This is a genomic window from Desulfolithobacter sp. (assembly GCF_054025815.1).
Map to the genome: position 1 here is coordinate 1 of NZ_JBPMMS010000033.1, position 26,486 is coordinate 26,486.

Sequence of the window (26,486 nt, forward strand, 5' to 3'; positions counted from 1 at the left end):
CGTAGGGGCACTGCTGCCGGAGCAAACAGTCGGCGCACTGCTGCCGCCTGAGCGCACAACTCGTCTTTTTCAGGGCCCAGCCCAGGGCACCGCGCAGGGTGGAGCCAAGGTATCCGGGCAGCCTGGCCCCGGTGGTGAGGCGGCAATGGAAGGTGAATCGTTGGGCTCTGATCGTCATGGATCGATACCTGCAAGAGTTTGTCTGGAGTGCTTCATGCCGGTTCTTCATCCTGTCGGGATTCAATGAGCCGGGAGAAAAACTCGATATATTCTTTCAGCCGGCTATCGAATTTTTCCGGCCGCATGGGCCCGTTGACCATACCGGCATGGTTGATGTCGTTTCTGTCTCCTGCCAGGTTACGCATGTTTTCCAACAGCTCTATGTTGGGTTCAAGCCAGGAGATGAGCTGTTGCGCGATTTCCCGGTGTTCCCTGGACTCCCGCTTCCAGTCATCGAACGGAATTGATTTCAGAGTGATTGTCACGGCCTGGTTGACCAGGGTCCGGTTTATTTCCTCCTCTGGTGCCAGTCCTGTGGCCTGACGCAAGATCCAGCTGAAGATGGTTTCCTCGAGAATGGTGAATCCCTGCTGGACCAGGTTGTGTTCCAGGCACCATCTGGCAGCGGCAATGCCGTCGTTGATGCTTTCCCCGTTAAATTTCGCCATGCTTGTCTCCAGCCGCCTGAGCAGGGGCCGCAGCGGTGTGACGGTTTCCTGGCCAATGGCACTGCTGATGGCCTGTCGCAGGGAAGAAGCTGTTTCCGTGATCATTTTTCCCCGGCAGGTGGTGATGGTGCGGGAGAATTTCTCCAGGCAGTATGCCAGGTTACGGACTGAGGCTGCTTCCTCGTCCCGTCCCTGTGTCCTGACCAGGACAGGTTTCACTTCCATGTTTGCCAGGGCGGCGACACCTTTGGCGTCTCCGGCACTGACAAACCGGTCTATGGCACTGGACCATTCAAGAATCCGGTCGTATGGGAGAAGATCAAAAACCGGGACATTGCGGTCCCTGAGTTCCATTTTGCTGACCTCGTAGCTGGGCCCCAGAGCTTCCATGGCCCCGTAACCGATCGCATGGACCTGTATCTCTTTCATCGCCTTGGCGTAATTCAACATGGCCAGGGCCAGGAGCGGCAGGTGGCGGAGTGCATGGGTCAGGTCCAGGTACATCTGGTCCCCAGGCTTGAGCAGGTCATACATGGTCTGGAAAATGTCCATGATTTCCTGCTGGTTTTTTCCAGAAGCGACCAGAACTTCCCGGACCCGGGGCAACAGGTCCATCCTGTTGAGCCGGGTCCGGAGCCCTTCACGATCGAGTTTTTTCCCCTCCCTGTCCCGGTGTCCGTTGTCGAGCCAGTTTTTTGCGCGGGATTCATTGGTGGTCAGGATGACGAGCTGGTCGTTTTCATTCCAGTCTCTGCAGAACCACTGGATAGTGGCCTCCTGGACGAAACGGACATTTTGAACGGTCTCTTGGCCCGGGGCCAGGTAATTGCACGCTATATAGTCGCTTGTACCGAGAAAACTCAGATAGATCTTTCGCATTGAATCCTCCGATGATGGGTGTCGGGGTTTGGGTTGTCAGGAATAAACAGCCTCTTTATTTATTGTTACGGCCAGGATCGGTTTCTTTTCGTATTTTTTTACGTTGACCTGCCACGGTTTTCAGGGCCAGAATGGACCATTTTTCAAATCGTTCCTTTGCACCCATGATCTGCTCAGCGGTCCACCAGCCTGTGAAGTGCAGATCTTCGCTGTCCGGGCGCAGGCAGAGCTGCTTTCTGGCCCTGACCTGACAGGTGAACACTGCCCCGAGATGGACCTGGCCCACCGGATCGGAGTCGTCGTTTATAAACCCGGCAAAATTGGTGGCAACCGGCCCGTCCAGTATCAGTTCTTCGTTTCGCTCCCGCATCATGGCGCCAAGAAAGGACTGCTCGGTCATCTGGCCATGATCGCTGTCGTCCTCGTTCACATGCCCGCCGATGCCGATGGAAAGTCTGCCGCTGAGCCGGCTCTCCCCGACCCGGCTGCCACGCTCAAAGACAAAGAAAGAATCGCCGCAGGTGAAAACCTGATAGGGTATGACCTGTTTGAAGGCCGGGTCTGTTTCCGCCCTGGGCCGCGGCAAAAAACAGGGGGGTAGGCCAAGAACCGCAGCCAGGAGAGAGTCCTTGCCGTCAAGGATCCCTGCGGCTTCCAGTTCTCTGCGCCGGACTGTGTAAACTTTTTCCTCTTTCATGCGATTTCCTCGATCAGCAGGTCGAATATCTTTTTGTCCGCATCCTTGAGCAGACGGTCTTTCTGGTCGCGTGGCAGAAAGGCAGCCTTGAATCCGTTTCTGACCAGGCGCAGGATATCCCAGCGGGACAGGCCGTTTTCGGTGAGACGGGCCGCAGTAAGAAGTTCCCGGCTGGCAGTGGTCCGGGAGATGCCGGGGTTGTCGGTGTTGACCGTAACCCGGATACCGAAATCAAGGTATTCTTTCAGGGGATAGGACGGTCCCTTGTCTTCGATGTCCCAGCGCCGGAAGCTGTTGGTCTGCTGGTTGGAGCTTGGGCACATTTCGATGGTGACACCCCAGTCGCGGACATAGTGCATCATGGGCCTGTTACGGATCAGTTTCAGGCCGTGTCCGATTCGTTTTGCGTGCAGCCGGTACATGGCCTGCCATATCTTGTCGTCATCGGCCATTTCACCTGCATGGATGGTGATCCCGACAAATTTGCGGTGCAGGGGTTCAAACATTGCCTGAAACTGCTCCGGGGGATGGTCTTCCTCCTGGCCGGCAAGGTCAAATCCCACCACCATTCTGTTTTGACCGGGATGGTCGTCCCAGGCTCTCAGGGTGGCCCTGACATGGTTTTTCATCTCTGTGCTGTCCTTGTGCCTGGTGGCCATGATCAGGAATCGGACCGTGATGGCGCAATCTTCAGCTACCTCCGCTCCATGGCTGGTCACCAGGTCGATGACCCGGTTGATATCAAGGCCGGCCCGGGTGTAGTTTCCGGGCGAGAATCGTATTTCGAGATAATCGACCCCGTCCCCGGCCGCCATGCGGATGAGCCACTCCACGGCCAGGCGCAGGGTGCCGGAGGTCTGCAAAAGGCCAGACCCGGCAAGGTCACCGCTGGCCATGTACCAGACCAGATCCCGCCCGGCCCGGTCATACCCGTCGAGGGCGATCTTCTCCAGCTGTGCTTCCGAGAGGCGGGTGACCAGGACCGCGTGGATGACGTAGGCCTGGTACCTTTCTTTCAGTCGTTCTTTGAGCACCCCAAGCCCGTGCAGGCAGTGTACGGCGTCAGGCGACAGACCGCGAAGAGATTCCGGGCTCAGGCGGGACAGAGGTGTACCGATTATGTTTTCCATATCTTTGGCGGCCTGGTCCTGGATCCGTTTTTCTATCTTGCAGTCTGTCAGCAGAGCCTGGCCCAGATTCCGCAGCAGGGTAAAATCATAGGCGCCGCCGAGGTGGCAGTGGAGATCCGTTTTTGGGAGCTTGCGAAGCCAATCGATTTCTTCCCTGGTCCGGCGCGGATCACAGCCAATATGGGAGTTTTGCAGATATTTTATGATATGGGCCGGCAGCAGGTAGAGCGAGCGGAACGTGTCTCCGAGCTGATCGCGGATGATACGGGTTCGTTTTTCCTGGTAAAATTCCGCTGCCGGGGCCCAGACCACGTGGAACTGTTCTGTCTGGCGGCGAATGTCGTTTCGCTGTCGCTCGAGCCGCGGTGGAACGGTGATGGCAAGATAACCGGCGCAGCCATAGAGCAGGCCAGCTTCGATAAGACGCTGGGTTATCTGCTTGCGGCCGGCCGATGACAGGACAAGGTCCGGGCCCGCTATGGCGGCGGTTTTTTTGTAGATAAGGTCACGGGCCCTGGTGTCGGTTTCCCGGTCCGTTATATCGCTGCAGTCCAGCGAAATGGGATGGATGGAAATTTCCGGATACTCTTTTTCCAGGATCGATATCAGGCTGTTGTAAACCTTCAGGACCTTCGTGTCCCGGGTGATAATCAGGTAGAGGTCCGCTATCTTTGCGCCGCCGAAAGAACGGCGGATTTTTTCTGCCTCCGGACGGTAGGTGTACCGGGGGCCGCCATTGAAAAAATCGGCAAACTGCAAAATGAGGTCGCTGTTTGTGCCAACAGCTGTCAGCAGGTTGATGGTTCGCTCGGGCATCACGCTACCTTGCAGATCATTTATCTTGTTTCTGTTGTGGTCAGTCTTCAGACAGTTTGTCATCACTATCTGCCATAGATTCTGAACCGGACATGCCGGAAGGTGTGGGCGAGCCTGACTGTCTTGTCGTCGGTGTGCTGTTCCGCGGCCTCGCGCCTGGTGGTCGAGTAGACCGGGGTGATTCCCTTTGCCGCCGCATGGTTGATGACCAGGAAGCAGGCCCCGAAATCGCCCTGGACCAAAAGAAATGAGCCTGCCCGGATCTCGTTGTCGATCCAGGTGAAAACCGGCTCCAGAACAGGCCGGATGGATTCCGGCTCCGGCGGAATATTGGCCCAGAGCCTGGTGATGTTGTCCGGTGGTTCAATGATGTTGTCCACCCCGAGCTCCTGTTTCGCCTGCTCGGCCTGGTGGCTGGTCAGCCGGTGGTTGAACAATAAATACAAATCCTGCATGCTGTAACCTTTCTTTTCGATTCACTGGTTCTGTCTTTCCTTACGGTCAGGGCGGTTCTTTTTTCGTTTTTTTCTTTTTTTCTTTTTTTCATCAAAAACCGGCCTGCATGCTACCTGTAACTGAAGGGAAACAGACGGGCTCGCCAATGGCACACGGTATCCAGCAGTTCCCGGCCGTCCGGTACGGTAAGGATGGACTGGAAATGGTCCTGCTCAAGCTGGTCGGTCTGCCGAATCCAGTCCTGTATCTCGCAGGCCAGGTTATAATCCCTGTCCGTTGCCAGGCCGGTTTCGTGCAGTTTGGCCAGAGGCAGCAGGGCCATGGGACGCAGGGTTTCGCCGCCGCTCTCGCATATCCGGACAGAGTGGCGGAGCAGGATGTCTGCTTCCTGCTCCAGGTGGACGGCCAGGAGCAATTGTCCAAGGTTCAGGGCAATGAGCTGCCACGGGTGGGAATGGCGCTTCAATACTGCGGCTGCAAGCCCGGGTAAACCGGTATCGGCAGGTCGGTAACCGGTATCGGCGAGAAAGCGGAAGACCAGGGCGGCTTGAAATACTTTGTCACTTTTTTCAGGAGTGTTAAGCATGTCGAAGCCAGTGGCATACCATTCCTGCGGACCGGACGAGGGCTCCAGTTCCAGGTAACCGGGCAGGAGGCTGGTAGCCTCATCTGTCCTGTTCGCATCAAGGAGCGCATGGATCCGGTAGTTTACCAGCCGTTTTTTTTCCCGGTCGTACTTGAGGCCAAAGGCTTCCTCGGCCCTGGCAGCGGCCTTGACCAGGTCGTCCAGGTATTTCGGGCCGCAGAATCCGTAATTCTGGGCCAGGGTGCCGTATATCGCCCCGAGGGTCCAGTTGTCTCTGGGCGCGATTTCCCGCAGGCGTTCTTCGGTGTGAAGAAATGCGGCAAGTTCTTCGGGCGGTTCCGGGCGGAAATCGTAGCGGTTGAAGCGGAGTGTGACCATGCGGTGGTTGAAGAACTGGCCGATTTCAGGGTCGCAGCCTATCTTTTTTCCGAGCCTGGCGGCAAGATCAATCCATTCCCGGCAGCCGCTGACATTGCCGAGGTGGTTCCTGTAGCTGATTTGTGCCAGGCACCAGCGGAACAGGTCAAGTCCGGAGCCGGACAACCGGTCGATGAGGCTGCCCACGTCCGGGGCAGGGCAGAGCCGGACCAGGTATTGTCCCCGTGTCGGATCGTATCCGCAACGTTGCAGGCAGTCGCTGAGTTTGCCAAGGTATTTCTCTGGTGTTTTTTCGATCCGGAGCAGCGGTTTGCGATATTGCGGGAATGACAACAGCTCAGCGGGCAGGGCATGGAAGGAGCTCAGCAGCAGGTCGGGATCATGCAGGCAGGACTGGTAGAGGGAGGATTTTTCCGGGCTGATGCCGCGGGAAAACCAGGACACGGCAAAAAGAGCGTCATCAAGAGTATCGCAGGAGAGCGTACCGGCAAGGTCACCATGAGCATCGGGAAGAACGTCCGTCGGCATCAGAAAAAGCCTGTTTTCCCAGGCAGCTGCCTTGTATTTTTCTTCGATATGGGCGACCGGATGGAGGCGGCGGTTGGCGTCAACAGCCCCGGTGGCAAAAAGGCCGCCGGGCCATTGGAGTCCCTGGTTGAGAATCCAGGCCGCGAGGACGATCGGAAGTCCCAGGGATGTGCCGTGAACACCCGGTTCCTGATCGTCCTGCAGGCTCCAGTACGCGTATCCCGGACCTGTGCCTGATACCTGGCGCAGGGCCTCGACAATGGCCCTGTGAGCCGTTGGGTCAGCTATGGGGCTGCCGCAGCCGGTTACCGTGCCATAGTCTGTTCTGCCAAGGAGAAACCACACCACAGAGCCGGTTTGTCCCTGGCAGGTCAGGATCGGTACCCTTGTCCAGGCGGCATTGATTGCGGTTTCAGGGTCGAGTTCCGGTAAGTGGCGGTGGATGAGTTGCCTGGTGTACTCGCTGCAGATGTCGGAGGAGCAGTTCCCGGCAAGGAGCAGGCCGCTCAGGAGATGTTTGGCAAAAAGAGTGGTCAGGGCCGCCTGGCGCGCATACTGTTCCAGTTGTTCCAGGTCTGTGTCATGGGACGGGAGGGCCGGACATGGGCGCCGCAGAAGGAGATCTGCCATGGCCGGGCACTGCTGCAGCAGAACGCGCAGCTGATGCCAGTGGTTCTTTGCGGCAGTTTGTGGTTTACTGGTTGCGGAGTATGCGGACAAGAAGAGTACCCTCGGGTTCTTTTTGTGATTCAGGGCTGGGAAAGGCTGCCCAGAAGACGCCTTCGCTTGCTCCATGCCGGCCGGGAAGAGGCTCGATCATGCTGTTTTCGGTCTGTAGCCGGAAAATCCATGTGCAGTCTTCCTTTGCCCACAGCTCGCAGGTCCCGGTGACAGACAGGACATTGTCCCTTGATTCCCGGGCGGTAATGATAGCGGAAACCGCCTCGACCTTCACGATCCTGCCCTGTTCCACGGTAAAGAGCAGGGGCTGGATTTCTTCAGGAGTTTGCCGGGCTGCTGCTTTTGGCAGCAGATCGTCTGCGGGCAGGACTGTGGCCAGTGCCTGGAGAATGGATGCGCCTGCCTCTCTGGGGAGGCGCAGGGGAAATCGGGCCAGGTCCGTAAGCAGTTCTTCAGAATCCCGATAGGATAAAGGGAAGACCTTCCGGCAGGCTGTCGTGTTCTCTTCCATGATCCGGGTAACGGACCGGTTGGCAAAGTAATACCCGGTTTCGATTTCCAGTTGCCGGAAAAACCAGAGAAGCGAGCCGGGTTCAGGTGAAGGCCCGGAGGGATCGTGCTCCAGGGCTTTTTTGACCTGCTCCAGGGTCTGGTCTGAAATTTTGGCCAGCCGTGTTCCGAGGTCGGTCGCCTTCAGGGTGTACCGGTTCCACGGTTCCGCGAAACCGTCCAGTTCTCTGCCCAGGATGATGTCTCCCGGTCCGGCAAGGGTCCGGTCTCCGTATGTCTGTATGACATGGGCAAAGCCGCCCTTGTGAACAGTTGTGACAAGAACCACCGGAGGGTTGTAATAGCGATCCTTCGGGCCCCAGCCGCCGAGGTCATTGCGCAGGGTCCAGAGTTCACCGGCAACCGGTCCGGGGTGTCCGTCCCGGCCGGTATCCGGAATGTCTATCCTGATGCCAGGCAGGGGGGTGGCCCGGTCCGCCCTGCAATCAGGGCAGATTTTGAGATGGGCCAGGAGCTCGACCGTCGGATTATCGTGCAGGACAGCATCCGGCGGACAGGAGCGCAGCCGCCTGGCAAGCTGCCAGGCGGCTGTCAGCGGATTGCTTGTTGGCGGTATATTCATGGACAGTACTTTTCTGGATGAAGATTGAAATACATTAAGCCCTTTGTTTGGAGTTACGGTCTGCCAGCCGTTTTTTTGCCTCTTTTTGTGCCGCTTCGATGAAAAAGAGGCCCACTTCTTCCGGCAGGTCGTGGAGTGGGGGACCGGGCCAGGAAGAACAGAACTTTTTCATGGCCTTCAGTACTTTCCTGTGGAGCCTGTAGGTATGGTTGTGGTCAGGCAGGCCAAGCCGTGAAGCCATTTTGCTGTAGGTGACTGGGGGCTCTTCCAGGCTCCAGAGAAAAATCTGACAGCTCATGGTGCTCAGGCCGGAGATGAAGTCTGCGGCCAGCGTGTCGATGGATTCGAGGGCAAGGCGCCGGTCCAGGTGCTCTTCCATTCCCGTGATATCTGCGGACAGGCTGTGTTCCTCGGCCGGCTTGGTGTCCCGTTGCGGCAGGTTGACCCACCGGTGATGGTGGGCCAGGTACCTGGTCAGTTCCCGCACCGGCAGAAAAAAAACGGTTCCAAGGCGTTGAACGGCTTCTTCCCAGAAAAAAAGGGCCGAGTCAGCGAGAAATGCTTCTTTGAACAGGTAGTCTTTGGGCCTTCCTTTTCCGGCCGGAGGAGCCGGCCAGTCCCCATATCCATCCCGGGCGGCGCAGTCTGTTTCCGCCGCGTTGGCAGCTTTCCCGGCTGGACAGTAGAGAAGGAAATTTTTTTTGTGTTTCCGGACGGAGAACCTTTTGTCTTTTCCAATGGCATCGCGGCACTTGCGGTGAAGATAGCTTCTGGTGTCGTTTTTTTTCGTTCTCGACCGGTCCTGTCTGCGCCAGCAGAAGCGGTTCCAGGCATACCTGAGAACCGGTCCGGTCCTTCCGGTGAGGATGCCGTGGGCCAGGTCAAGGTTGCCATCCAAAAGCGGGATGAAGTCCTGGACCAGAAACAGGGCGAAATCCTGGGCCAGGTCTTCCTTTACGTCCTGTTCGGAGCTGTTGGCTTCCGGACGCGGCAGGACATGGTCCATTCCGGTCGGCGGGGACAAACGGGTAAGCCTGAGGACGGTCTGCTGGAGCTCCCGGTAACCTCCAGGGCTTGCGAGCCATTGTTCAAGCGCAGCGGCAGCCTTTTTACCGATGGTCATATTCTACCTGTCTGTGTATCCGGAGATGCAGCTTTCCGGTACTCTGCCGAGGAACTGTAATTTCCTGGAAAAGCGGTAGTCCAGGGGCATGGTGAAGGTACAATCTTCCACGAGAAAGGAGTCCTGTTCCGTGGTTCGTCCGCTTATTTCCAGGATACAGCCGCAGCGGATGTAGCGCTGCCTCCCCCGGTGACCCCTGGATGAACACGGACAGACCAGGTGGCCGGTCTGGGTGCACTGCAGAACAAAGACAGGGTGGGTTGTCCTGTCCCTGCGCATGGTCGCCGGGAAAACGTCGTCTGTATAATTTCTGAGCTCTTTGTCCGGTGCGCCGGCAAAGAACATGCGTTCGTGCCACTGGCTGACCGGCAGGCTGGTGATGGCATCACCAAGGATGGAGAGGTCCGGCCGGCGAAGATAACTGTTCAGGGCGGTTATTGCGGGGTTGCTTTTTTTCTTTATTGCCATGATACTTTCAAGTAAATCAGACGTGAGACATTGTTTCAAGTCTATCTTTTTGATTTTATAACTTTTTTACGGTTTATGCGCCTGCTTTGGCTACAATTCCCCAAAGGGGTTGGGGCCCAAAGGTTTGAGGAGAATTTGTGGCACCTGGAAAAGAGCAGCTGGTTTTTATCTGCGGGCAGTGCGGGTACGAGAGCCGGAAATGGCTGGGGCGCTGTCCTGACTGCGGGGAGTGGGGGTCGCTTGTCGAGGAGAGGCGGCCGGGGAAGGTCCGGAAGACACGAGGAAGCCAGGCATCCATGCAGCCCCTCACCGAGGCCGTGCCCGGGGAGCAGGAGCGGCTGGTGACCGGGATTGGTGAACTGGACCGGGTGCTGGGCGGCGGGATCGTGCCCGGCTCCCTGGTGCTGATTGGCGGTGATCCCGGTATCGGCAAGTCGACCCTTATTCTGCAGCTTCTTGCGGCTTTGTCCTGTTCGGGAAAAGTGCTGTACGTGACCGGCGAGGAATCGGCCCGCCAGATCCGCATGCGGGCCGACCGGCTGGGTATTGCCGGTGAAGACATTCTCCTGGCCACGGAAAATAATGTTGAGTCGATAATGGATATGGCCGGGGATGTCCGGCCTCTGCTGCTGGCCGTGGACTCCATTCAGACCATGTACTCGGAAGAGGTTGGCTCGGCCCCGGGCTCGGTGACCCAGGTACGCGAATCAACGGCCCGGTTGCTTACCATGGCCAAGTCTTCCGGTCTGCCGGTGATACTGATCGGTCATGTGACCAAGGACGGATCGCTGGCCGGTCCCAGGGTTCTGGAGCACATGGTGGATACGGTGCTTTATTTCGAAGGCGACCGGGGCCAGGTGTTCCGGATACTGCGAACGGTCAAGAACCGGTTTGGCTCCACCAACGAGATCGGGGTCTTCGAGATGAAGGAGAGCGGCCTGGACGAGGTGGCCAATCCTTCGGCCCTGTTCCTGGCCGAGCGGCCCGTAAACGTGCCCGGTTCCGTGGTCCTTGTCTCAGTGGAGGGAACCCGTCCCATCCTGGTGGAAGTGCAGGCCCTGGTCAGCCCTTCCAGCCTGGGAACGGCCCGGAGGACAGCCATTGGCGCCGATCCCCAGCGTCTGGCCCTCTTGACCGCGGTTCTGGAAAAAAAGATCGGGGTCACCCTGTTCAACCACGACATTTTTTTGAATATCGCCGGGGGAATCAGGATCGACGAGCCGGCTCTTGATCTCGGCATGGTGGTGGCGCTGCTTTCCAGTTTTTACGAAAAGACCGTTGATCAGGCGACAGTGGTCTGCGGCGAGGTCGGGCTGGCCGGGGAGGTACGGGGTGTGGGCCGCATGGAGCTGCGGCTGCGGGAGGCCGAGCGTCTCGGGTTCAAGACGTTTCTGGTGCCGTTTTCGTCCGCGCGCCAGCTCGAGGGCAAGGTGCCGCCCGGTATCGACCTGGTCGGGGTTCGTACGGTCCAGGATATTGTCTCCGGGCTGTTCGCGGGATAGAACAGCCGGGAGGGTCGTTCTTTCCGGTTGCTTGGCCGGTTTTCTCCCGCTACAATGGGCGATCAGTCGCGTAAAACTGCGGTCAATGCGCGGTGAACCGGTACCGCGCCATCATCAGGGAGGAGAGCAATGGATTTCGGTTATCACATGGAACGCGCCTGGACTGTTTTTGTCCGTTTCCTGCCCCAGATGCTGCTTTTGAGCCTGGCGCTCATCGGGGTGAGCATGATCACCCTGGGTATCATGGGGCCGGTCTGCACCGCCGGCTACATGCAGGCACTGCTGTTGGCCCTGCGAGAAGGACGGCGGCCCGAGGTTCGGGACCTCTTTGCCCACATGGACCTCTTTTTTCCCCTGTTGGGGCTCGGTATTCTGTTGCTGCTGGTCCTCCTGTTCTCTTTTTCACTGCTTGTCATCCCGGGCCTGGTGGCCCTGGTTGCGGTGAGTTTCGTCTGCCTTTATCTCCTGCCCCTGATGACCGACCTGAAGCTCGGGCTTTTTGACGCACTGGCCGAGTCCTGGCGTATGGCCGTTCAGAAGCCGCTGTCCGAGCAGTTTGCCGTCGTGGCGGTTTATGTGGTCCTGACATCGGTTGGCAATTCCACCGGCCTGGGGGCGCTTTTTACCCAACCCTTTGCCACCCTGTTTGTTTTGTCCGTGTACGAGGTCAAGAGGCGGCGTCTCCTGCCGGAGCCGCCGCCTCCGTCACCTCCGACTTCCTGAATATTTTTTGAACCGGTACCATTATGAAAGACTGGTCAGCCCGTCTGCACCGGCTGGAGCAGGACGGTCTTGCTGTTTATGTGAACCCTGAAGCCCCTGACTGGTTTGTCCCCTCTACCCGTGGTGACCGTTTACTCAAGGCGGCAATGCAATGCGGGACTGCTGAAGAGGCGATACTTTGGTACCAGGCCCGGCACGGTGGAGACGCACGGCAGCTCGGCCACGACTTCCACCGCTTGTCCCTGGCTCTCGACGGGCCGGAGCCAGAGCCTTACCGGGGCCGGGCAGCCCATCTGGAGCTGAGGGGGCTGAGGGAGGTCTGGTATCACCTGACCGATGGCTGCAACCTGGCCTGCCGGCACTGTCTTTTCGGCTCTTCTCCTTCCGCTGGCCCGGTCCTGGCCCGGGATTCGCTCGACCGCAGTCTGGAGGAGAGTGTCGGGGCGGGGTGCAGGCTTTTCTATTTTACCGGTGGCGAGCCTTTTGTCTATCCGGGCTTTGTCGAAGTACTGGCCCGGGTGCAGGAGCTGCATCCCGGGGCTCACGCGGTGGTGCTGACCAATGGATTGCTGCTGGGGCGGTGGCTGCCGGAGTTGACCGCCCTTGACCTGGAAAGGCTGCATCTGCAGGTGAGCCTGGACGGGCTGGAAGAGCAGCATGATCACCTCCGGGGCCGGGGCAGCTTCGCGGCCCTGGCTGCCGGCATGCGGTCCGTCCGGTCCGCCGGTCTGCCGGTAACCGTATCTGTGGCCGTCAACCGGCTCAATGTGGACCAGCTTCCGGCGCTGGCCAGGCTGGCGCATTCCTGGGGTGCTGCCGGACTGCATGTGATGTATCATTTTGTCCGCGGGCGGGGCGGTGAGGACCTGTTCGCTCCGCCCGGGCGTATTGCGGACAGGATGGTGGAGACCGGTGAGATCTGCGCCGGCCTGGGGCTCAGGTTCGACAACCTGGAGGCCCTGCAGGCCCAGGTTTTCTCCATGCCGGGGACCAGGTATGATTTGAGCGGCATGGGTTGGGAGTCGCTGGCCGTTGGCCCTGACGGGCGGATCTATCCGTCACCGGCCCTGGTCCGGGTTGCAGCCCTGGACTGCGGTGGACTGGACCAGGGGCTCACCTCGGTCTGGCGCCAGAGTCCGGTGCTGGCAGAGGTCCGCCGGGCTTCTCTTATGGATGATCCGGACCTGGCGGCGGATCCGCTTCGTTTCCTCACCGGTGGCGGTGATCCGGATCACAGTTACGTACACGGGTCCAGCTTTGTCGGCCACGATCCCTACCTGGAGCTGGCCAACCGCCTGGTCCTGCATCTCATTGTCCGAGAGGCGGGCCGCTATCCGGATCAGGGTCTCTTCCGGCTGCGGATGGGGGATCTTCGTTTTGATTGTCCTGACGGGGATGAATCGGGATCTGACGGCTCGGTTTCCCTCACCCACTGCAATTGCGTGGTTTCCCTGGCCGGGACGGACGGCCACCGGTCGGTGCGCGAGTTTTACGGCGAGGCCGCCCGGGAGACCAGGGCTGATATCGTCAATCCCTTTGGGCCGTCCGGGCTGGAGACCATTTTTATTCCAGGCCAGTCCACCGAGCGTTCCTATGGCTGCGGCAGCCCGGTAAAGGACGCTGATCCGCAACCGGGCGAGACCCTGGTCGACCTGGGATCGGGCAGCGGGGTGGAGTGTTTCCTCGCTGCGGCAAGGGTCGGGCCGGAGGGACAGGTCTTTGGAATCGACATGACCGACGACATGTTGCAACTGGCCGGTGATTCGAAAAAATCGGTGGTCGAACGGCTGGGATACGACAACATTGAGTTTAAAAAAGGATTTCTCGAGTCCATACCCCTGGAGGATGGCTGCGCCGACGTGGTGATTTCCAACTGCGTGATCAATCTCAGCCCGGACAAACGGCGGACTTATCTTGAGATAGCCCGTATTCTCAAACCAGGCGGGCGCCTGATTGTCTCCGATATTGTCACCGATGGTCCGGTGGCTCCTTCCATACGCAACTCCGCCCGGTTGCGTGGTGAGTGCCTGGGAGGGGCCATGGTCCAGCAGGATCTGGTCCAGATGCTTGAGGATTGCGGGTTGACCGGGATTTTCTTCCACAGCCGTTCCCTCTACCGGCAGGTGGGCGGGGACCGGTTTTTTTCCCTTACCTATGAAGCAGGGAAGCCGGTTGTTGAGAGCGGAAACGACCTGGTCCAGGTGGTGTATCGAGGGCCGCACCAGGCCCTTGTCGCCGAAGGAGGAGACATGCTCAATCGTGGCCGAACCGTATGGATGGCACCCTCTGAAGCGGCCGGGTTCGGTTCCGAGGTCTTTGTCTTCGATGGTGACGGGCAGGTGGTCAACGTGGAGCAGGAGCCATGCTGCTGCGCTGCCCCTCCTGAAGAGGCCTTGACGGCCGATGCCGTCCGGCCGCCGGTGCAGCCCATCGCCCGTCATCGGAGTGGATGCATGCTCTGTGGAGCGGAGCTTGTCTATGACAGCAAGGCCCGGGAGCAGGCCTGTCATTTCTGCGGCAGCCGTCAACGGACCAACAGCCGTTGCCGGGAGGGGCACTTTATCTGTGACCGGTGTCACCAGGAAAAAGCTCTGGATGTGCTGCGTCGTATCTGCCTGCAAAATCCGGAGCAGGATATGGTTCGGCTGCTCTCGATTATTCGTTCCCATCCGGCCCTGCCCATGCACGGACCCGAGCATCATGCCATGGTGCCGGGGATCATTCTGGCCGCGTACCGTAACAGTGGAGGGCGGATCAGTCGAGAAATCATTGATGCAGGGATCGAGCGCGGAGCAGGAGTCCCCGGCGGGGCCTGCGGTTTCTGGGGCAGTTGCGGTGCGGCCATCGGGGCCGGAATCGCGGCCTCTCTCATCCTGGAGGCCACGCCGCTTACCCCGGATCCCCGCCAGCAGGCCCAGGAGTTCGGGGCCAGGGTGCTGGCGGCCATTGCCGGTATCAGGGGTGGCCGTTGCTGCCAGCGGGAAACCTGGCTGGCCCTGAGAGAAACCGCGACCCTGGCGCCCCGGTATTTCGGAATTTCTCTCCGGGCCGACAGTGTGATCCACTGCAGCCAGTACCGGCAGAATCGGGAGTGCATAGGCAGCCGCTGTCCGCTGTGGGAACACCGGCAGGCAGAGGCCCGGGGTATGGAACCAGTGGCGCAGGAGTTGCCGAAGCTGAAGATGTTGTGATGCAGCTTGATGCCCGGTCCGGGTTCAGGGTCGGTTCCGGCGGCTCCGCAGGGCGGTGTTGATCTCTTCCTGTATTTGGCTGACCATCTTCAGGGGCGCGGACGCGTCCCGGATGGGGCGGCCGATGACCAGGTAATCGCTGCCGTCTTCAATGGCCCGGCCCGGGGTGGCGATGCGCTGCTGGTCCCCGGCGGCACTGTCGGCCGGGCGGATGCCCGGGGTGATCATGTCAAATTTTGTGCCCAGTTCGCGACGCAGCACAGAGGCTTCCCGGGCCGAGCAGACCAGGCCGTGGCACCCGACATCCAGGACCCGCCGGGCCCGGGTCAGGACCAGGTCTTCCACCGTACCCTCGAAATTCAGCTCCGTCAGCTCCTGGCTGCCCATGGAGGTCAGCACGGTCACCGCAAGGATCTTCACCCCGCTGTCCGCTTCAAGGGCGGCCTCGACCACCGGTCGGTAGCCATGCACGGTGGCAAAGGTGATGCCCCGGTCACGGAACTGTTCCACGGCCAGCCGCACGGTGGCCGGGATGTCGTAGAGCTTGAGATCGAGCATGACCCGGTTGCCGCGGCCGGCGATATGTTCCACCACCGGCCAGCCGCCGGCCAGGAAGAGCTGCAACCCCACCTTGAAGAAGCGTATCCGGCCATCCAGCGCTTCCACCAGTTCCCGGGCCGTGTCCGCGGCGGGGACGTCGAGGGCGAAGATGATCCGCTCCTCCAGGGGAATCTTTTTTTCTCTTTCTCTTTCTTTTCCTTTTTCTTTTTTTTCGTTTTTCATATTGCGTTTCGTGCCTCTGGAATTTCAGGCCGAGACCATCTCCTCTTCCAGGAGCCTGTCGGCGAAGTCGAGCACGAACTGGCGCTGGGTGGGGGTGGCCCGGGCAATGCAGGAGCAGTGCATGTTGTCGGAATTGCGGACCAGGAACTCGAACTTGAGCGCTTTTTCCTCAAGGACCACGGCAATGTAGAACGGAGCGCATTTTTCGTGGCCCTGCTGGGCCTCGGACCAGAGGTCGCGGGGCAGTTCCAGCCAGAAGATACCCTCCATGGGGCCCGGCTTCAGGGTTCGTTTGAGGTAGCTTTCGATGTTGTCGCGTTCAAGAAAGGAAAGTTCGTCTATGACATACTGACGCATGATCTTATCCTGTATTTTTTGTATTTGTTTATTGGTTTTTCCGTTTTCCTGTTCCACGTTCTACAGGTATTCGGCTGCCAGCGAGGAGAGCTGGCTTCTCTCCGGGGCGGTCAATGTGACATGACCGAAGATGGCATGGCCCTTGAGGCGTTCCACGGTATAGCTCAACCCGTTGCTGCTTGAATCGAGGTAGGGATTGTCGATCTGTTCCGGGTCGCCGGTCAGAACCATCTTGGTGCCTTCACCGGCCCGGCTGATGATGGTTTTGACCTCGTGCGGAGTTAGGTTCTGAGCCTCGTCGATAATCACATACTGCTTGGAGATGGAGCGTCCGCGGATGTAGGTCAGGGCTTCCAGCTCAATCTCGTCATCTCTGATCATTCGGTTGACCTGCTGTTGGGTGGTCTCCTTTTCCTTGCGTCCCTGGTTGAGACCCATCAGGTAGCCCAGGTTGTCAAATATGGGCTGCATCCACAGTTTCATCTTTTCGTCCTTGGACCCGGGAAGGTAGCCGATGTCCCGGCCCAGGGGAATGACCGGCCGGGAGACCAGCAGCTTTTCATACTGTCCCAGGTCCATGGTGCCGGTCAGACCGGCGGCCAGGGCCAGCAGGGTTTTGCCGGTACCCGCCTGGCCGGTGAGGGTGACCAGTGGTATTTCCGGATCCAGCAGCAGCTCAAGGGCCATGCGTTGTTCCTTGGAGCGGGGCCGCACCTTCCAGGCGGATTCAAAGCTGGAATTCAGGTGCTTGATGTGGCTCTGGTCCACGGCCCGGCCAAGGGCCGAATGTTTGGGGTTGTCCTGGTCCCGGAGGAGGACAAACTCGTTTATGACCAGGGAGATGTCCTTCAGGGCGAGTATCTTGCTGTCATAGAACCTGTTCACCACTGTCGATGCCACCTTGAGTTGACGCCAGCCGGTGTAGAGAGTGTTGACATCGCATTTTTGCTTTTCAAAGTCCTGGACTTCGATGCCCAGGGCATCGGCCTTGAGTCGGGCGTTGATGTCCTTGGAGACAAAGATGACCCGGTTGCCGTTGTCGTGCAGGTTATAGGCCGTGGCAATAATGCGGTTGTCCGGGATGGTCAGGTCGATGAGTCCGTTTTCAAGCTTTTCCTTGCCCACCGTAATCTGCAGGGTGCCACCATTATCCATTTTGACGCCCTGGCCCAGGTTCCCTTTCTGGCGCAACCGGTCCAGGGTCCGGATGACCTGGCGGGCGTTGCGGCCCAGTTCGTCGTTGTTCTTTTTAAACTTGTCCAGTTCTTCGACAACCGTCATGGGCAGCATGACAATGTTGTCGGCAAAGGCGAAGATGGCGTCTGCGTCGTGCAGCAGGACGTTGGTGTCCAGAACAAAGTATTTGGTCATGGTCTCGGATTGCCGGTCAGGGAAGTGTCGTTGATGACGGGTTGTCTCGCCGGTTGCCCCGGACGACGTGGCGGCGGAAGAGCCGTGTCCCTCCGGGGAGCGAAGGATAGGTTCATAATTCAAGGAACGTGGTATCCTGGTTGAGGTTTTCGCAGCCGTCCTCGCGGACCACCACCATGTTTTCCAGGCGGATACCTCCCCATTCGGGCAGGTAGATTCCCGGTTCCACCGTGACCACCATGCCCGGGCGCAGCTTTTTTTTCGAGCGGCTGGAGACGCGTGGCTCTTCATGGACCGCCAGGCCGACACCGTGGCCCAGGGCGTGGCCAAAAGCCTCTCCGTATCCGGCCCGCTCGATGACCTGGCGGGCGGCCCGGTCCACTTCCCGGCAGGTGACCCCGGCCCGTATAGCCTCCATGCCGGCGATCTGGGCCCGGCGAACCACCCGCAGCCGCTCCCTGAAGGTCCGGTCCGGTCTGCCGGCCACAAAGGTGCGGGTCATGTCCGAGCAGTAGCCCTCCAGGACAAGACCCATGTCAATCAGCACCAGATCGCCGGTCCGGAGTACCCGGCCGGTGGGGACGGCATGGGGCTTGGCCGCGTTTTCGCCAAAGGCGACAATGGTTTCAAAGCTCGGAGCCTCGGCCCCCAGCTCCCGCATGGTCAGCTCCAGGGCCAGAGCCACCTCCTGTTCGGTCATGCCGGGCTCGATGGTGTTGTAGACCAGCTGGAAGACCTGTTCGTTACGCTGGACCGATTTGCGGATGGCCTTGATCTCCCCGTCACTCTTGATCTCCCGCATCCGTTCCACCAGGCCGGTGAGCGGCACCAGGGTGAGGCTGATCCTGTCCGCCATGGTCTGGAGCTTGAGGGCGGTGGCATGAAGCATGTAGTCGCTTTCAAAGCCAAGACTCCGAATGTGAAGCCTGGGCAGCAGAAGTTGCAGCCGGGATTTGAGGCCGCGGGGGTAGAGTTCGATCCGGAAGCCCGGAGCCTCTTCCCCGGCCTGGAGGTGGAAACGGGAATCGGTGAGCAGGTACGGTTCGCCCGTGGCCGGTATGAGCAGGGCGCCGGCGGATTCCTGGATGGTGTGATCAGTCGCCCTGTAGCCGCTCAGGTAGTGCCGGTTGTGGGGCTGGGTGACCAGCATGGCGTCAAGTTTCCTTCGCCTGAGCGCCTGCTGGAGCCGATGGATTCGGGCGGGATAGCGCAGCGCAGCCATGGGTCAGGTTCCGAGCCGCTGTTTGAGTACGGTTTTGTGCTGTTCGAGGGCCTGGTTGTACTGGCCGGTGAGATCGTTTTCGATCCGGCTCCATTCCTCCTGGAACTTCTGCTGCAGCGTGGCTTCGAGCTTCACGTCATCGGGCTGCATGGCTCCCTGTCGGCCCATGAGCTGCTCGTATTGCATGCGAACCTGCTCTTCGAGCTGGGTGCGCAGCTGGTCCCGGTGCTGGTTGTACTGGCCAAGGATGTGCCCTATCTCCCGGCAAATGGCGGCAATATCGCCGGCGCCGCCGCTGAGCTCGACCAGACCGTCAGCGGCCCGGTCACTGCGCTGTTTCTGGACCTCGTCGCGCGGCAGTGAGAGGTTGCGCATCAGTCCTTCGATCATGCCCCGGCGGATGGTCGTCTGCAGGGCCGGGTCTTTTGCCTCCAGTTCGGCTGCCGGGTTTTTTACATTGCCGGCCAGGTAGTCGGCGGCCAGCCGCATGCCCTCCTTACGGGCTTCTTCCTGCTGCAGCTCTTCACTGGAGGCCTTGCCCATGCGGGCGGCCCGTTCCATGACAAGATCCATGGTGGATTTGATTTCAGCCATCTCTGTTCTCCCTGGCACCGGTTTGGATACCGTTGCCATTCTTCCTGTTCTTTGATCTTGATGCCCACACCAGTATAGGCAACTTCCCTGTAAAGCTCAATCTTCATCTCCGCGGACCATGCGGGCGCCGAAAAAGCCGTCGATCCCGTCGGCCGGAGTCGGACGGAAGAATCCCTCCCGGTCGACCAGTTCCCGGGCTGCCGCCGGCAGAAGATCGCGGCAGCTCTGGAGCCGGAACTGCGGATGGTTGTCCAGGAAAGCCGCTATCACCTCCTCGTTTTCTTCGGGTTCCAGCGAGCAGGTGGTATAGACCAGCACCCCGCCGGAAGCGAGCAGCGTGGCGGCCTGTTCCAGGAGCTGGAGCTGTTTTTTCCGGTACCGGGACAGGTCGTTTGCCTGCCGGTTCCAGCGGATATCGGGCTGTCGGCGGATGATCCCGGTTCCGGAACAGGGAGCGTCGATAAGGATGCCACTAAAGCGAATCCCGAAGCGGACGCAAAAATTTTCCATGGTTGTCTGCACCGGGTTGACCCGGCCCGGGAGGCCGAGCCGCCGGAGGTTTTCGCGCAGGAGGCGGAACCGGCGGCTGTCCGGTTCAAGGGCGGTGAGCATGGCCCCCTGTTCCAGCAGGGAGGCCAGGTGCAGGGACTTGCCGCCCAGGCCGGCGCATCCGTCGAGGTAGTTTCGCCCGGCCCGCAGGGGACCGAGCAGGAGGCTGGCCAGTTGGGCCGCTTCGTCCTGGACCTGGAAGAGCCCCCTGTCAAAACCGGGCAGGCTGGTGACCGAGCCGCTGTGAGCAGGGAGGATGATACTGTCCGGGGAAAAGCGGCCTGGAATCGCCTCGATGTCTTTGCTGTGCAGGAGTTGGAGCAGTTCGTCCGGAGAAATTTCAAGAGTATTGGTCCGCAGGCACAGGCTCGGTTCGCGGTTGTTGGCCTCACAGATGGCCCAGGTCAAAGGGCCGCCAAACCGTTGATTCCACTGTTTTACCAGCCAGCCGGGGTGATTGTGGACCGGGGGATTCATTTTTTCGGGGGCCGGGATACGGCCCTCCTGGTGTTCCCGGGCGATTCGCCGCAGGACCCCGTTGACAAAACCGGTCAGCCAGCGGGGCTGCCGGGCACGGCGCAGGGCCTTGACCGTTTCGTTGACAGCGGCGCTTGCCGGGACCCTGTCCAGGAAAAGCAGTTGCAGTATCCCGACCCGCAGGGCCATCAGGGTGAGCGGTTTCATTTTTTCCGGCGGTGTTTTCGAGTAGCGGGCCAGGATGCGGTCCAGGTACTGGAGCTGGCGGAGCACGCCGCGGACGAGGCGGACGGCCAACTGCCGGTCGCGGTCCGGCAGGTTCCGGCCAAAGACCATACGGTCCAGGTGGGAGGCGATCACTTCTCTGGAATCATGCCAGGCAACCAGGACCTGGATGGCAAGGGAGCGGGGACAGGGGGTATTTTTCACAGTTCGGAAAAGGCGGTGACGTGGTTTTTACCCTGGTTTTTGGCCGCGAACAGGGCATGGTCGGCATGGGCCAGCAGGTCGGTCAGGGTCTGGGCGTCGTCCGGGAAAGTGGCCAGGCCGCAGCTGACCGTGATGTGGACGGAGAGGCCCTGTTCGGCCAGGAATTCGGCTTCTTCGATGGCATGGCGGATCTTTTCCGCTATGATTCGACCCTGATCCCGGTCGTGGCCGGGCAGGACGATGACAAACTCATCGCCGCCGTAGCTGACCCCGTAGCAGTCGGCGGGCAGGACCAGGCGCACCACATTGGCAAGCTCGGCGATGATGCGGCTTCCGTTTAAGTGGCCATAGGTGTCGACCACGTTCTTGAAATCGTCGATGTCTATGAAGATCACCGACAGGTACCGGTTCTGAGCCCGGTGCATGTCCAGCTGGCCCTGCAGGGTCTGGTAGAGGTAGCGGGTGTTGTAGAAGCCGGTCAGGTCGTCGCGGATGGCCAGTTCCCGGTAGCGGGCCTCGGAAGCCTTGAGCTTTTCCTGGGCCTGCTTGAGGGCAAGGTGGGTCTGGACCCGGGCCAGGAGTTCTTCCTGGGTGTAGGGTTTGGTCACGTAATCCTGCCCGCCGGCGGCAAAACCGGTGACGATATCCTCTTTTTCCGTACGGGCGGTGACAAAAAGAACCGGAATGTCCGCCAGGTCGGGGTCTTTCTTGAGCCGGCGGCAGACCTCGAAGCCGGAGAGACCAGGCATGTCCACGTCAAGGAGGATCAGGTCCGGCTTCAGGACCGGGGCCAGGGCCAGTAGTTCGTCGCCGCTCTGAACAGCGGTTACACGGTAACCGGCCTCGCCAAGAACCCGGCTGAGCAGTTTAGTGACAATCAGGCTGTCGTCGGCCAGGAGCAGTGATGGTCTGTGGGGCTCGGTCATGATCGGAAAGGGAGATCCTTTTTTTGGGTACAATGAAAACAGCTCAATTCAGTGTTTATAAAGCAGAAGGGGGAAATTGCAAGCTCGGCTTGAATTTCAGGGAAAGAAGAATGACACCGGGCAGTCGGATGCCGGGTGTTTGGAATATTCAGTTCGAGGGTGTAATCGGGTGTGGACATTTGATGGAAGCTTTGATATGTAATCTTTCCTGTAACACGTTTGTCCGCCGTGGGCTGGCGGGCCGCACGGACTATACAAAAACGTAAACAAAGGAGTGCAGCATGAAAAAATTATCTTTGATCATGGTGGCAGTTTTTTTGATGATTTCCGCTTCGCTGGCCATGGCATCCACCAAGGATGAGGTTCTGAAGCGCGGCTACCTGCAGTGCGGTGTATCCACCGGCCTGCCCGGATTTTCCAATCCGGATGAAAAAGGCAACTGGACCGGCCTGGACGTGGATATGTGCCGGGCTGTTGCCGCCGCAGTGCTTGGGGATGCGACCAAGGTCAAATTCGTTCCCCTGACCGCCAAGGAACGTTTCACCGCCCTGCAGTCCGGCGAGATCGATATCCTTTCCCGGAACACCACCTGGACCTACACCCGCGACACCTCGCTGGGCCTGAACTTTGCCGGTACCGACTACTACGATGGTCAGGGGTTCATGGTTTCCAAAAAGCTTGGTGTCAAGAGTGCCAGGGAACTCAACGGAGCCGCTGTCTGCATCCAGGCCGGTACCACCACCGAGCTGAACCTGGCCGACTATTTCCGCCAGCACAACATGGAATACCAGGCCGTGGTCTTCGACACCTCCGACCAGACCGTCAAGGGCTTTGAGGCCGGGCGCTGCGACGTGCTTACTTCCGATCAGTCCCAGCTCTATGGCCTGCGCATCAAGCTGGCCAACCCGGATGATGCCGTGGTCCTGCCCGAGATCATTTCCAAGGAGCCCCTGGGACCGGTTGTCCGACAGGGTGATGACGGCTGGTTCAACATTGTCAAGTGGTCTCTGTTCGCCATGATCAATGCCGAGGAAATGGGGGTGACGAGCAAGAATGTCGACACCATGAAGAACTCCAGCAACCCGGCTGTACAGCGTCTGCTGGGCACCGGTGGCGTCAAGGGTTCTTTCCTGGGGCTGAACGATGACTGGGCCTACCAGATTATCAAGCAGGTGGGTAACTATGGCGAGATGTTCGATCGCAACGTGGGCGCCGGTTCACCGCTCAAGATTGCCCGGGGCCTCAACGCCCTGTGGTCCAGGGGCGGCATCATGTACGCCCCGCCGATCCGCTAAGGATCACCTCCCCTGATTGACAGCAAAAGGAGCGCTCTTCTCCGGGCGCTCCTTGTTTTGTTGGGTTTCGTCCCTCAACCCGATCCACGTGTTGTTTGTACAGGATTTTTATAACTGGTTGTGACCGGGGACATACAATCTGGCCCATCCATGCCGGTTTATCTGCGTTGAGGAGAGTTTTTTACCGGCTCGGCAGGTAAACGAACCTGAGTAACATGACACCCGTGACACAGACTCGACCCAAATCGACTTCGTGGTGGAACAGCGCCCAGAACCGGGCCCTGGTTTTCCAGGTCCTGCTGGCAGCCGCTGTCATCGCCTTTTTCGTCTATATCGGCCGCAACACCGTGCACAACCTTGAACAGCGGGGTATTGCCACGGGTTTTGGTTTTCTGAACCAGAAGGCGGGTTTTGGCATCATCATGCACCTTATCCCGTATGATGAGTCCTACACCTATGGCCGGACCTTCCTGGTCGGCCTGCTCAACACTGTTTTGGTTTCCGGGCTCGGTATTGTCTTTGCCACCATTCTTGGTTTCATAGTCGGCGTGGCCAGGCTGTCGCCCAACTGGTTGATCTCCCGGATGGCGGCGGTCTATATCGAGATCTTTCGTAATATTCCCCTGCTGCTGCAGATCTTTTTCTGGTATTTTGCCGTGCTCCGGGCCCTGCCCGCACCGCGGCAGAGCCTCCACATCGGTACCGGGGTGTTCCTCAATATCCGCGGGGTGTTCCTTCCCCGGCCGATTTTTGAAGACGGGTTCGGCTGGGTTACCGGTGCCTTTGTTTTCTGTGTCATTGCCACCATCATAGTGAAGCGGTGGGCCACCAGGCGCCAGGAGGCCACCGGGGAACAGTTCCCGGTCTTCCTGACTTCGCTCGCCGCTTTCCTCGTTTTGCCGACCCTGGCCTTTTTTCTCACCGGCAAGCCACTGCACTGGGAGTATCCGGAGCTTAAGGGTTTCAATTTCCGCGGCGGTATCGCGGTGATCCCCGAGCTGTCCGCTCTGCTCACCGCCCTGACCATCTACACCGCCACCTTTATCGCCGAGATTGTCCGCTCCGGTATCCAGTCGGTCAGCCACGGGCAGACCGAGGCGGCCTATGCGCTTGGTCTGCGGCCGGGCAAGACCCTCAGGCTGGTGATCATCCCCCAGGCCATGCGGGTGATCATTCCCCAGCTGACCAGTCAGTATCTGAACCTGACCAAGAACTCGTCCCTGGCCACGGCCATCGGCTATCCGGACCTGGTTTCAGTGTTCGCCGGGACCACGCTCAATCAGACCGGGCAGGCCCTGGAGGTCATTGCCATGACCATGTCGGTCTACCTCAGTCTGAGTCTTCTGATCTCGCTGTTCATGAACTGGTATAACAAACGGAGCATGTTGAAGGAACGGTAATCATGAGTGTCAAGGTTCATACTCCACATCCTGATCTTCCACCTCCGGCATCTTCGGTGGGGATCATGGGCTGGCTCCGGAAAAATCTCTTTTCTTCCGTGCCCAACACCTTTTTTACCCTGGTAGGGATATATATCCTCTACCGGGCGATACCGCCGGTCATCAACTGGGCCTTTCTGGACGCCAACTGGGCTGGCACAACCCGTGACGCCTGTGTCAAGGGAGGGGCCTGCTGGGTCTTCATCAAGGTCCGCTTTCACCAGTTCATGTTCGGGTTCTATCCGTCCTCCGAGTACTGGCGCCCGCTTCTTGCCTTTGGCCTGCTTGCCTTTCTGCTGGCCTGGCTGCTCATCGAGCGGGCGCCGAAAAAGGGCTGGGTCGGGCTGTTCACCATCCTGATCTATCCGGTAATAGCCTATATCCTGTTTTACGGTGGCCTGGGACTGCCGGTGGTGGAGACCCATAAATGGGGCGGCCTGATGCTGACGCTCATCATCGCCACCATCGGTATGTTCTTTGCTCTGCCTTTCGGCATTATCCTGGCCCTTGGCCGGCAATCCTCCATGCCGGTGGCCAAGTCGGTCTGCATCGTGTTCATCGAGCTGTGGCGGGGGGTTCCGCTGATCACCGTGCTGTTCATGTCATCGGTGATGCTGCCCATCTTCATGCCCGAGGGCATGCATGTGGACAAGCTGGTCCGGGCGCTCATCGGCATTATCTTCTTCCAGTCCGCCTACATGGCTGAGGTCATCCGCGGCGGCCTGCAGGCCATGCCCAAGGGACAGTACGAGGCCGCCGACGCTCTGGGGCTTTCCTACTGGCAGGCCATGCTGCTCATTATCCTGCCCCAGGCGCTGAAGACGGTTATTCCCGGTATTGTCAACACCTTCATTGCCCTGTTCAAGGACACTACCCTGGTGCTCATCATCGGCCTTTTCGACCTGCTGGCCATTGTTCAGTCCGCCTTTGCCGATCCGAAATGGCTGGGATTTTCCGTGGAAGGATATGTCTTTGCCGGGCTCATTTTCTGGATATTCTGCTTTTCCATGTCCCGGTACAGCCAGTACCTGGAGAGGAAATTGCACACTGGACACGAACGGCGTTAACCAATACAGAGATGGATCAAGGAAGCGGACCAGCCGTCAGCTCGTTCCGCGGCCAGAGACGAAACATTACGGTAGAGAATTATGACAGATCAGGCAGTGCAGCGCGAAACGGGCAAGGAAGAGATCGCGATCCTGATACGCAACATGCATAAGTGGTATGGTGATTTCCATGTCCTCAAGGATATCAACCTGACCGTCAAACGGGGTGAACGGATTATCATCTGTGGCCCTTCCGGTTGCGGGAAGTCCACCCTGATCCGCTGCCTCAACCGGCTGGAAGAGCACCAGAAGGGTGATATCTTCATTGACGGAATCGAGTTGAACGATGATCTCAAGCATATTGAGAAAATCCGCAGGGATATCGGGATGGTATTCCAGCAGTTCAACCTTTTTCCGCACCTGACGGTATTGGAAAACTGCTGCCTGGCGCCGATCTGGGTTTTGAAAAAGCCGCGCCGGGAAGCGGAAGAGGTTGCCATGAAGTTTCTTGAGAGAGTCAAGATTCCCGATCAGGCCAACAAGTATCCGGGCCAGCTTTCCGGTGGCCAGCAGCAGCGGGTGGCCATTGCCAGGTCACTGTGCATGAGCCCCAAGATCATGCTTTTCGACGAGCCCACCTCGGCCCTGGATCCGGAGATGATCAAAGAGGTACTCGATGTCATGGTGGACCTGGCCAACGAGGGGATGACCATGCTCTGCGTCACCCATGAGATGGGCTTTGCCAAAACCGTGGCCGACCGGGTCATCTTCATGGACTCCGGCGAGATTATAGAGGAAAATGACCCGGAATCCTTTTTTACCAATCCCCAGTCCGACCGAACCAGGCTCTTCCTGAGTCAGATCCTGTAAGGTCGGGTCCGCGGATCTCTTATCCTGTTGCCCGGACAGCCGTCATGGTTCATCAGGCACTACGGGGTGCCGTTGTGGATGGGAACGATGGAAAAAGGCTTGCAATTCGGTCTCTGTGTGCTACATGGTGGTATAGAATCGCACCAGGAAACAATCCAGACAGGAGGCCG

22 protein-coding genes and 1 pseudogene are annotated in these 26,486 nt (G+C 59.1%); 7 read left to right on the plus strand and 16 right to left on the minus strand.

What is annotated here, in order from left to right:
* The 9 genes and pseudogenes from ACXJJY_RS12990 to ACXJJY_RS07885 form a co-directional block, all read right to left on the minus strand.
* Positions 1 to 229, minus strand: a pseudogene (locus ACXJJY_RS12990) (hypothetical protein); the annotation flags it as partial.
* Positions 213 to 1,547, minus strand: coding sequence for a TIGR02221 family CRISPR-associated protein (gene csx2, locus ACXJJY_RS07850; RefSeq protein WP_456386733.1), 1,335 nt, complete (start codon positions 1,545 to 1,547; stop codon positions 213 to 215). The pseudogene ACXJJY_RS12990 and the gene csx2, both read right to left, overlap by 17 nt.
* Before the next feature lie 55 nt (positions 1,548 to 1,602).
* Positions 1,603 to 2,244: a phosphoesterase gene (locus ACXJJY_RS07855; RefSeq protein ID WP_456386735.1), complete on the minus strand. Its 642-nt coding sequence runs from the start codon at positions 2,242 to 2,244 to the stop codon at positions 1,603 to 1,605.
* Positions 2,241 to 4,253 carry an adenosine deaminase family protein gene (locus tag ACXJJY_RS07860; protein ID WP_456386751.1) on the minus strand — a complete coding sequence of 671 codons (2,013 nt, stop codon included), beginning with the start codon at positions 4,251 to 4,253 and terminating at the stop codon, positions 2,241 to 2,243. Before ACXJJY_RS07860 ends, ACXJJY_RS07855 begins: the two co-directional genes overlap by 4 nt.
* A gap of 2 nt (positions 4,254 to 4,255) precedes the next feature.
* A complete protein-coding gene (gene csx20 / locus ACXJJY_RS07865; RefSeq protein ID WP_456386753.1) occupies positions 4,256 to 4,645 on the minus strand; it encodes a CRISPR-associated protein Csx20 in 390 nt (129 codons plus the stop codon).
* A gap of 110 nt (positions 4,646 to 4,755) precedes the next feature.
* A complete protein-coding gene (locus tag ACXJJY_RS07870) occupies positions 4,756 to 6,768 on the minus strand; it encodes a hypothetical protein (RefSeq protein WP_456386755.1) in 2,013 nt (670 codons plus the stop codon).
* 64 nt (positions 6,769 to 6,832) lie between these two features.
* The gene (locus tag ACXJJY_RS07875) at positions 6,833 to 7,951 is read right to left on the minus strand and encodes a hypothetical protein (RefSeq protein ID WP_456386757.1); all 1,119 of its coding nucleotides are present in this window, start codon (positions 7,949 to 7,951) and stop codon (positions 6,833 to 6,835) included.
* A gap of 34 nt (positions 7,952 to 7,985) precedes the next feature.
* Entirely contained in the window at positions 7,986 to 9,074 is a 1,089-nt protein-coding gene (locus tag ACXJJY_RS07880; RefSeq protein WP_456386759.1) for a hypothetical protein, read from the minus strand.
* A 3-nt stretch (positions 9,075 to 9,077) separates the two neighbouring features.
* Complete coding sequence (locus ACXJJY_RS07885; RefSeq protein ID WP_456386761.1) at positions 9,078 to 9,542, minus strand: hypothetical protein; 465 nt, start codon at positions 9,540 to 9,542, stop codon at positions 9,078 to 9,080.
* A 137-nt stretch (positions 9,543 to 9,679) separates the two neighbouring features.
* Here ACXJJY_RS07885 and radA point away from each other — a divergent pair, with 137 nt between their 5' ends.
* From radA to ACXJJY_RS07900, 3 genes are all read left to right on the plus strand, one after another.
* Positions 9,680 to 11,044: a DNA repair protein RadA gene (radA, locus tag ACXJJY_RS07890; protein ID WP_456386763.1), complete on the plus strand. Its 1,365-nt coding sequence runs from the start codon at positions 9,680 to 9,682 to the stop codon at positions 11,042 to 11,044.
* A 129-nt stretch (positions 11,045 to 11,173) separates the two neighbouring features.
* Positions 11,174 to 11,767 (plus strand): hypothetical protein, encoded by a 594-nt coding sequence (locus tag ACXJJY_RS07895; RefSeq protein ID WP_456386765.1) that lies wholly within the window; start codon positions 11,174 to 11,176, stop codon positions 11,765 to 11,767.
* A 23-nt stretch (positions 11,768 to 11,790) separates the two neighbouring features.
* Positions 11,791 to 14,958 carry a DUF5714 domain-containing protein gene (locus ACXJJY_RS07900; protein ID WP_456386766.1) on the plus strand — a complete coding sequence of 1,056 codons (3,168 nt, stop codon included), beginning with the start codon at positions 11,791 to 11,793 and terminating at the stop codon, positions 14,956 to 14,958.
* 24 nt (positions 14,959 to 14,982) lie between these two features.
* Here the strand turns inward: ACXJJY_RS07900 and pyrF are convergent, their stop codons facing one another.
* The 7 genes from pyrF to ACXJJY_RS07935 form a co-directional block, all read right to left on the minus strand.
* Positions 14,983 to 15,741: an orotidine-5'-phosphate decarboxylase gene (gene pyrF / locus ACXJJY_RS07905; RefSeq protein ID WP_456386768.1), complete on the minus strand. Its 759-nt coding sequence runs from the start codon at positions 15,739 to 15,741 to the stop codon at positions 14,983 to 14,985.
* 24 nt (positions 15,742 to 15,765) lie between these two features.
* Positions 15,766 to 16,098, minus strand: coding sequence for a hypothetical protein (locus tag ACXJJY_RS07910; protein WP_456386770.1), 333 nt, complete (start codon positions 16,096 to 16,098; stop codon positions 15,766 to 15,768).
* 60 nt (positions 16,099 to 16,158) lie between these two features.
* Entirely contained in the window at positions 16,159 to 17,469 is a 1,311-nt protein-coding gene (locus tag ACXJJY_RS07915; RefSeq protein ID WP_456386870.1) for a PhoH family protein, read from the minus strand.
* Between the two features lie 112 nt (positions 17,470 to 17,581).
* Positions 17,582 to 18,691: a M24 family metallopeptidase gene (locus ACXJJY_RS07920; RefSeq protein ID WP_456386772.1), complete on the minus strand. Its 1,110-nt coding sequence runs from the start codon at positions 18,689 to 18,691 to the stop codon at positions 17,582 to 17,584.
* Positions 18,692 to 18,694: 3 nt separating this feature from the next.
* Positions 18,695 to 19,285: a DUF6657 family protein gene (locus ACXJJY_RS07925; protein ID WP_456386774.1), complete on the minus strand. Its 591-nt coding sequence runs from the start codon at positions 19,283 to 19,285 to the stop codon at positions 18,695 to 18,697.
* A gap of 96 nt (positions 19,286 to 19,381) precedes the next feature.
* On the minus strand, positions 19,382 to 20,740 hold the full coding sequence (gene rsmB / locus ACXJJY_RS07930) for a 16S rRNA (cytosine(967)-C(5))-methyltransferase RsmB (protein WP_456386776.1): 1,359 nt from the start codon (positions 20,738 to 20,740) through the stop codon (positions 19,382 to 19,384).
* Positions 20,737 to 21,666, minus strand: a complete 930-nt coding sequence (locus ACXJJY_RS07935; RefSeq protein ID WP_456386778.1) for a GGDEF domain-containing response regulator — start codon at positions 21,664 to 21,666, stop codon at positions 20,737 to 20,739. The genes rsmB and ACXJJY_RS07935 overlap by 4 nt, the downstream gene beginning before the upstream one ends.
* Positions 21,667 to 21,968: 302 nt before the next feature.
* On the opposite strand from ACXJJY_RS07935, the gene ACXJJY_RS07940 reads away from it, so the two are divergent.
* From ACXJJY_RS07940 to ACXJJY_RS07955, 4 genes are all read left to right on the plus strand, one after another.
* Positions 21,969 to 22,961, plus strand: a complete 993-nt coding sequence (locus ACXJJY_RS07940) for an amino acid ABC transporter substrate-binding protein (protein ID WP_456386872.1) — start codon at positions 21,969 to 21,971, stop codon at positions 22,959 to 22,961.
* A 215-nt stretch (positions 22,962 to 23,176) separates the two neighbouring features.
* A complete protein-coding gene (locus tag ACXJJY_RS07945; protein ID WP_456386780.1) occupies positions 23,177 to 24,361 on the plus strand; it encodes an amino acid ABC transporter permease in 1,185 nt (394 codons plus the stop codon).
* Positions 24,362 to 24,363: 2 nt separating this feature from the next.
* A complete protein-coding gene (locus ACXJJY_RS07950) occupies positions 24,364 to 25,467 on the plus strand; it encodes an amino acid ABC transporter permease (RefSeq protein WP_456386782.1) in 1,104 nt (367 codons plus the stop codon).
* 81 nt (positions 25,468 to 25,548) lie between these two features.
* Positions 25,549 to 26,316: an amino acid ABC transporter ATP-binding protein gene (locus tag ACXJJY_RS07955; protein ID WP_456386784.1), complete on the plus strand. Its 768-nt coding sequence runs from the start codon at positions 25,549 to 25,551 to the stop codon at positions 26,314 to 26,316.
* Positions 26,317 to 26,486 lie beyond the last annotated feature (170 nt).

Bases quoted from the DNA above. Each gene is read 5' to 3' on its own strand.
- ACXJJY_RS07895 (WP_456386765.1), top strand. From the start codon at position 11,174: ATGGATTTCGGTTATCACATGGAACGCGCCTGGACTGTTTTTGTCCGT.
- ACXJJY_RS07935 (WP_456386778.1), bottom strand. From the start codon at position 21,666: ATGACCGAGCCCCACAGACCATCACTGCTCCTGGCCGACGACAGCCTG.
- ACXJJY_RS07855 (WP_456386735.1), bottom strand. From the start codon at position 2,244: ATGAAAGAGGAAAAAGTTTACACAGTCCGGCGCAGAGAACTGGAAGCC.
- pyrF (WP_456386768.1), bottom strand. From the start codon at position 15,741: ATGAAAAACGAAAAAAAAGAAAAAGGAAAAGAAAGAGAAAGAGAAAAA.
- ACXJJY_RS07875 (WP_456386757.1), bottom strand. From the start codon at position 7,951: ATGAATATACCGCCAACAAGCAATCCGCTGACAGCCGCCTGGCAGCTT.
- ACXJJY_RS07900 (WP_456386766.1), top strand. From the start codon at position 11,791: ATGAAAGACTGGTCAGCCCGTCTGCACCGGCTGGAGCAGGACGGTCTT.
- ACXJJY_RS07940 (WP_456386872.1), top strand. From the start codon at position 21,969: ATGGTGGCAGTTTTTTTGATGATTTCCGCTTCGCTGGCCATGGCATCC.
- ACXJJY_RS07870 (WP_456386755.1), bottom strand. From the start codon at position 6,768: ATGGCAGATCTCCTTCTGCGGCGCCCATGTCCGGCCCTCCCGTCCCAT.
- csx2 (WP_456386733.1), bottom strand. From the start codon at position 1,547: ATGCGAAAGATCTATCTGAGTTTTCTCGGTACAAGCGACTATATAGCG.
- ACXJJY_RS07955 (WP_456386784.1), top strand. From the start codon at position 25,549: ATGACAGATCAGGCAGTGCAGCGCGAAACGGGCAAGGAAGAGATCGCG.
- ACXJJY_RS07925 (WP_456386774.1), bottom strand. From the start codon at position 19,285: ATGGCTGAAATCAAATCCACCATGGATCTTGTCATGGAACGGGCCGCC.
- ACXJJY_RS07860 (WP_456386751.1), bottom strand. From the start codon at position 4,253: ATGACAAACTGTCTGAAGACTGACCACAACAGAAACAAGATAAATGAT.
- ACXJJY_RS07915 (WP_456386870.1), bottom strand. From the start codon at position 17,469: ATGACCAAATACTTTGTTCTGGACACCAACGTCCTGCTGCACGACGCA.
- ACXJJY_RS07885 (WP_456386761.1), bottom strand. From the start codon at position 9,542: ATGGCAATAAAGAAAAAAAGCAACCCCGCAATAACCGCCCTGAACAGT.
- ACXJJY_RS07920 (WP_456386772.1), bottom strand. From the start codon at position 18,691: ATGGCTGCGCTGCGCTATCCCGCCCGAATCCATCGGCTCCAGCAGGCG.
- ACXJJY_RS07880 (WP_456386759.1), bottom strand. From the start codon at position 9,074: ATGACCATCGGTAAAAAGGCTGCCGCTGCGCTTGAACAATGGCTCGCA.
- ACXJJY_RS07950 (WP_456386782.1), top strand. From the start codon at position 24,364: ATGAGTGTCAAGGTTCATACTCCACATCCTGATCTTCCACCTCCGGCA.
- ACXJJY_RS07910 (WP_456386770.1), bottom strand. From the start codon at position 16,098: ATGCGTCAGTATGTCATAGACGAACTTTCCTTTCTTGAACGCGACAAC.
- csx20 (WP_456386753.1), bottom strand. From the start codon at position 4,645: ATGCAGGATTTGTATTTATTGTTCAACCACCGGCTGACCAGCCACCAG.
- ACXJJY_RS07945 (WP_456386780.1), top strand. From the start codon at position 23,177: ATGACACCCGTGACACAGACTCGACCCAAATCGACTTCGTGGTGGAAC.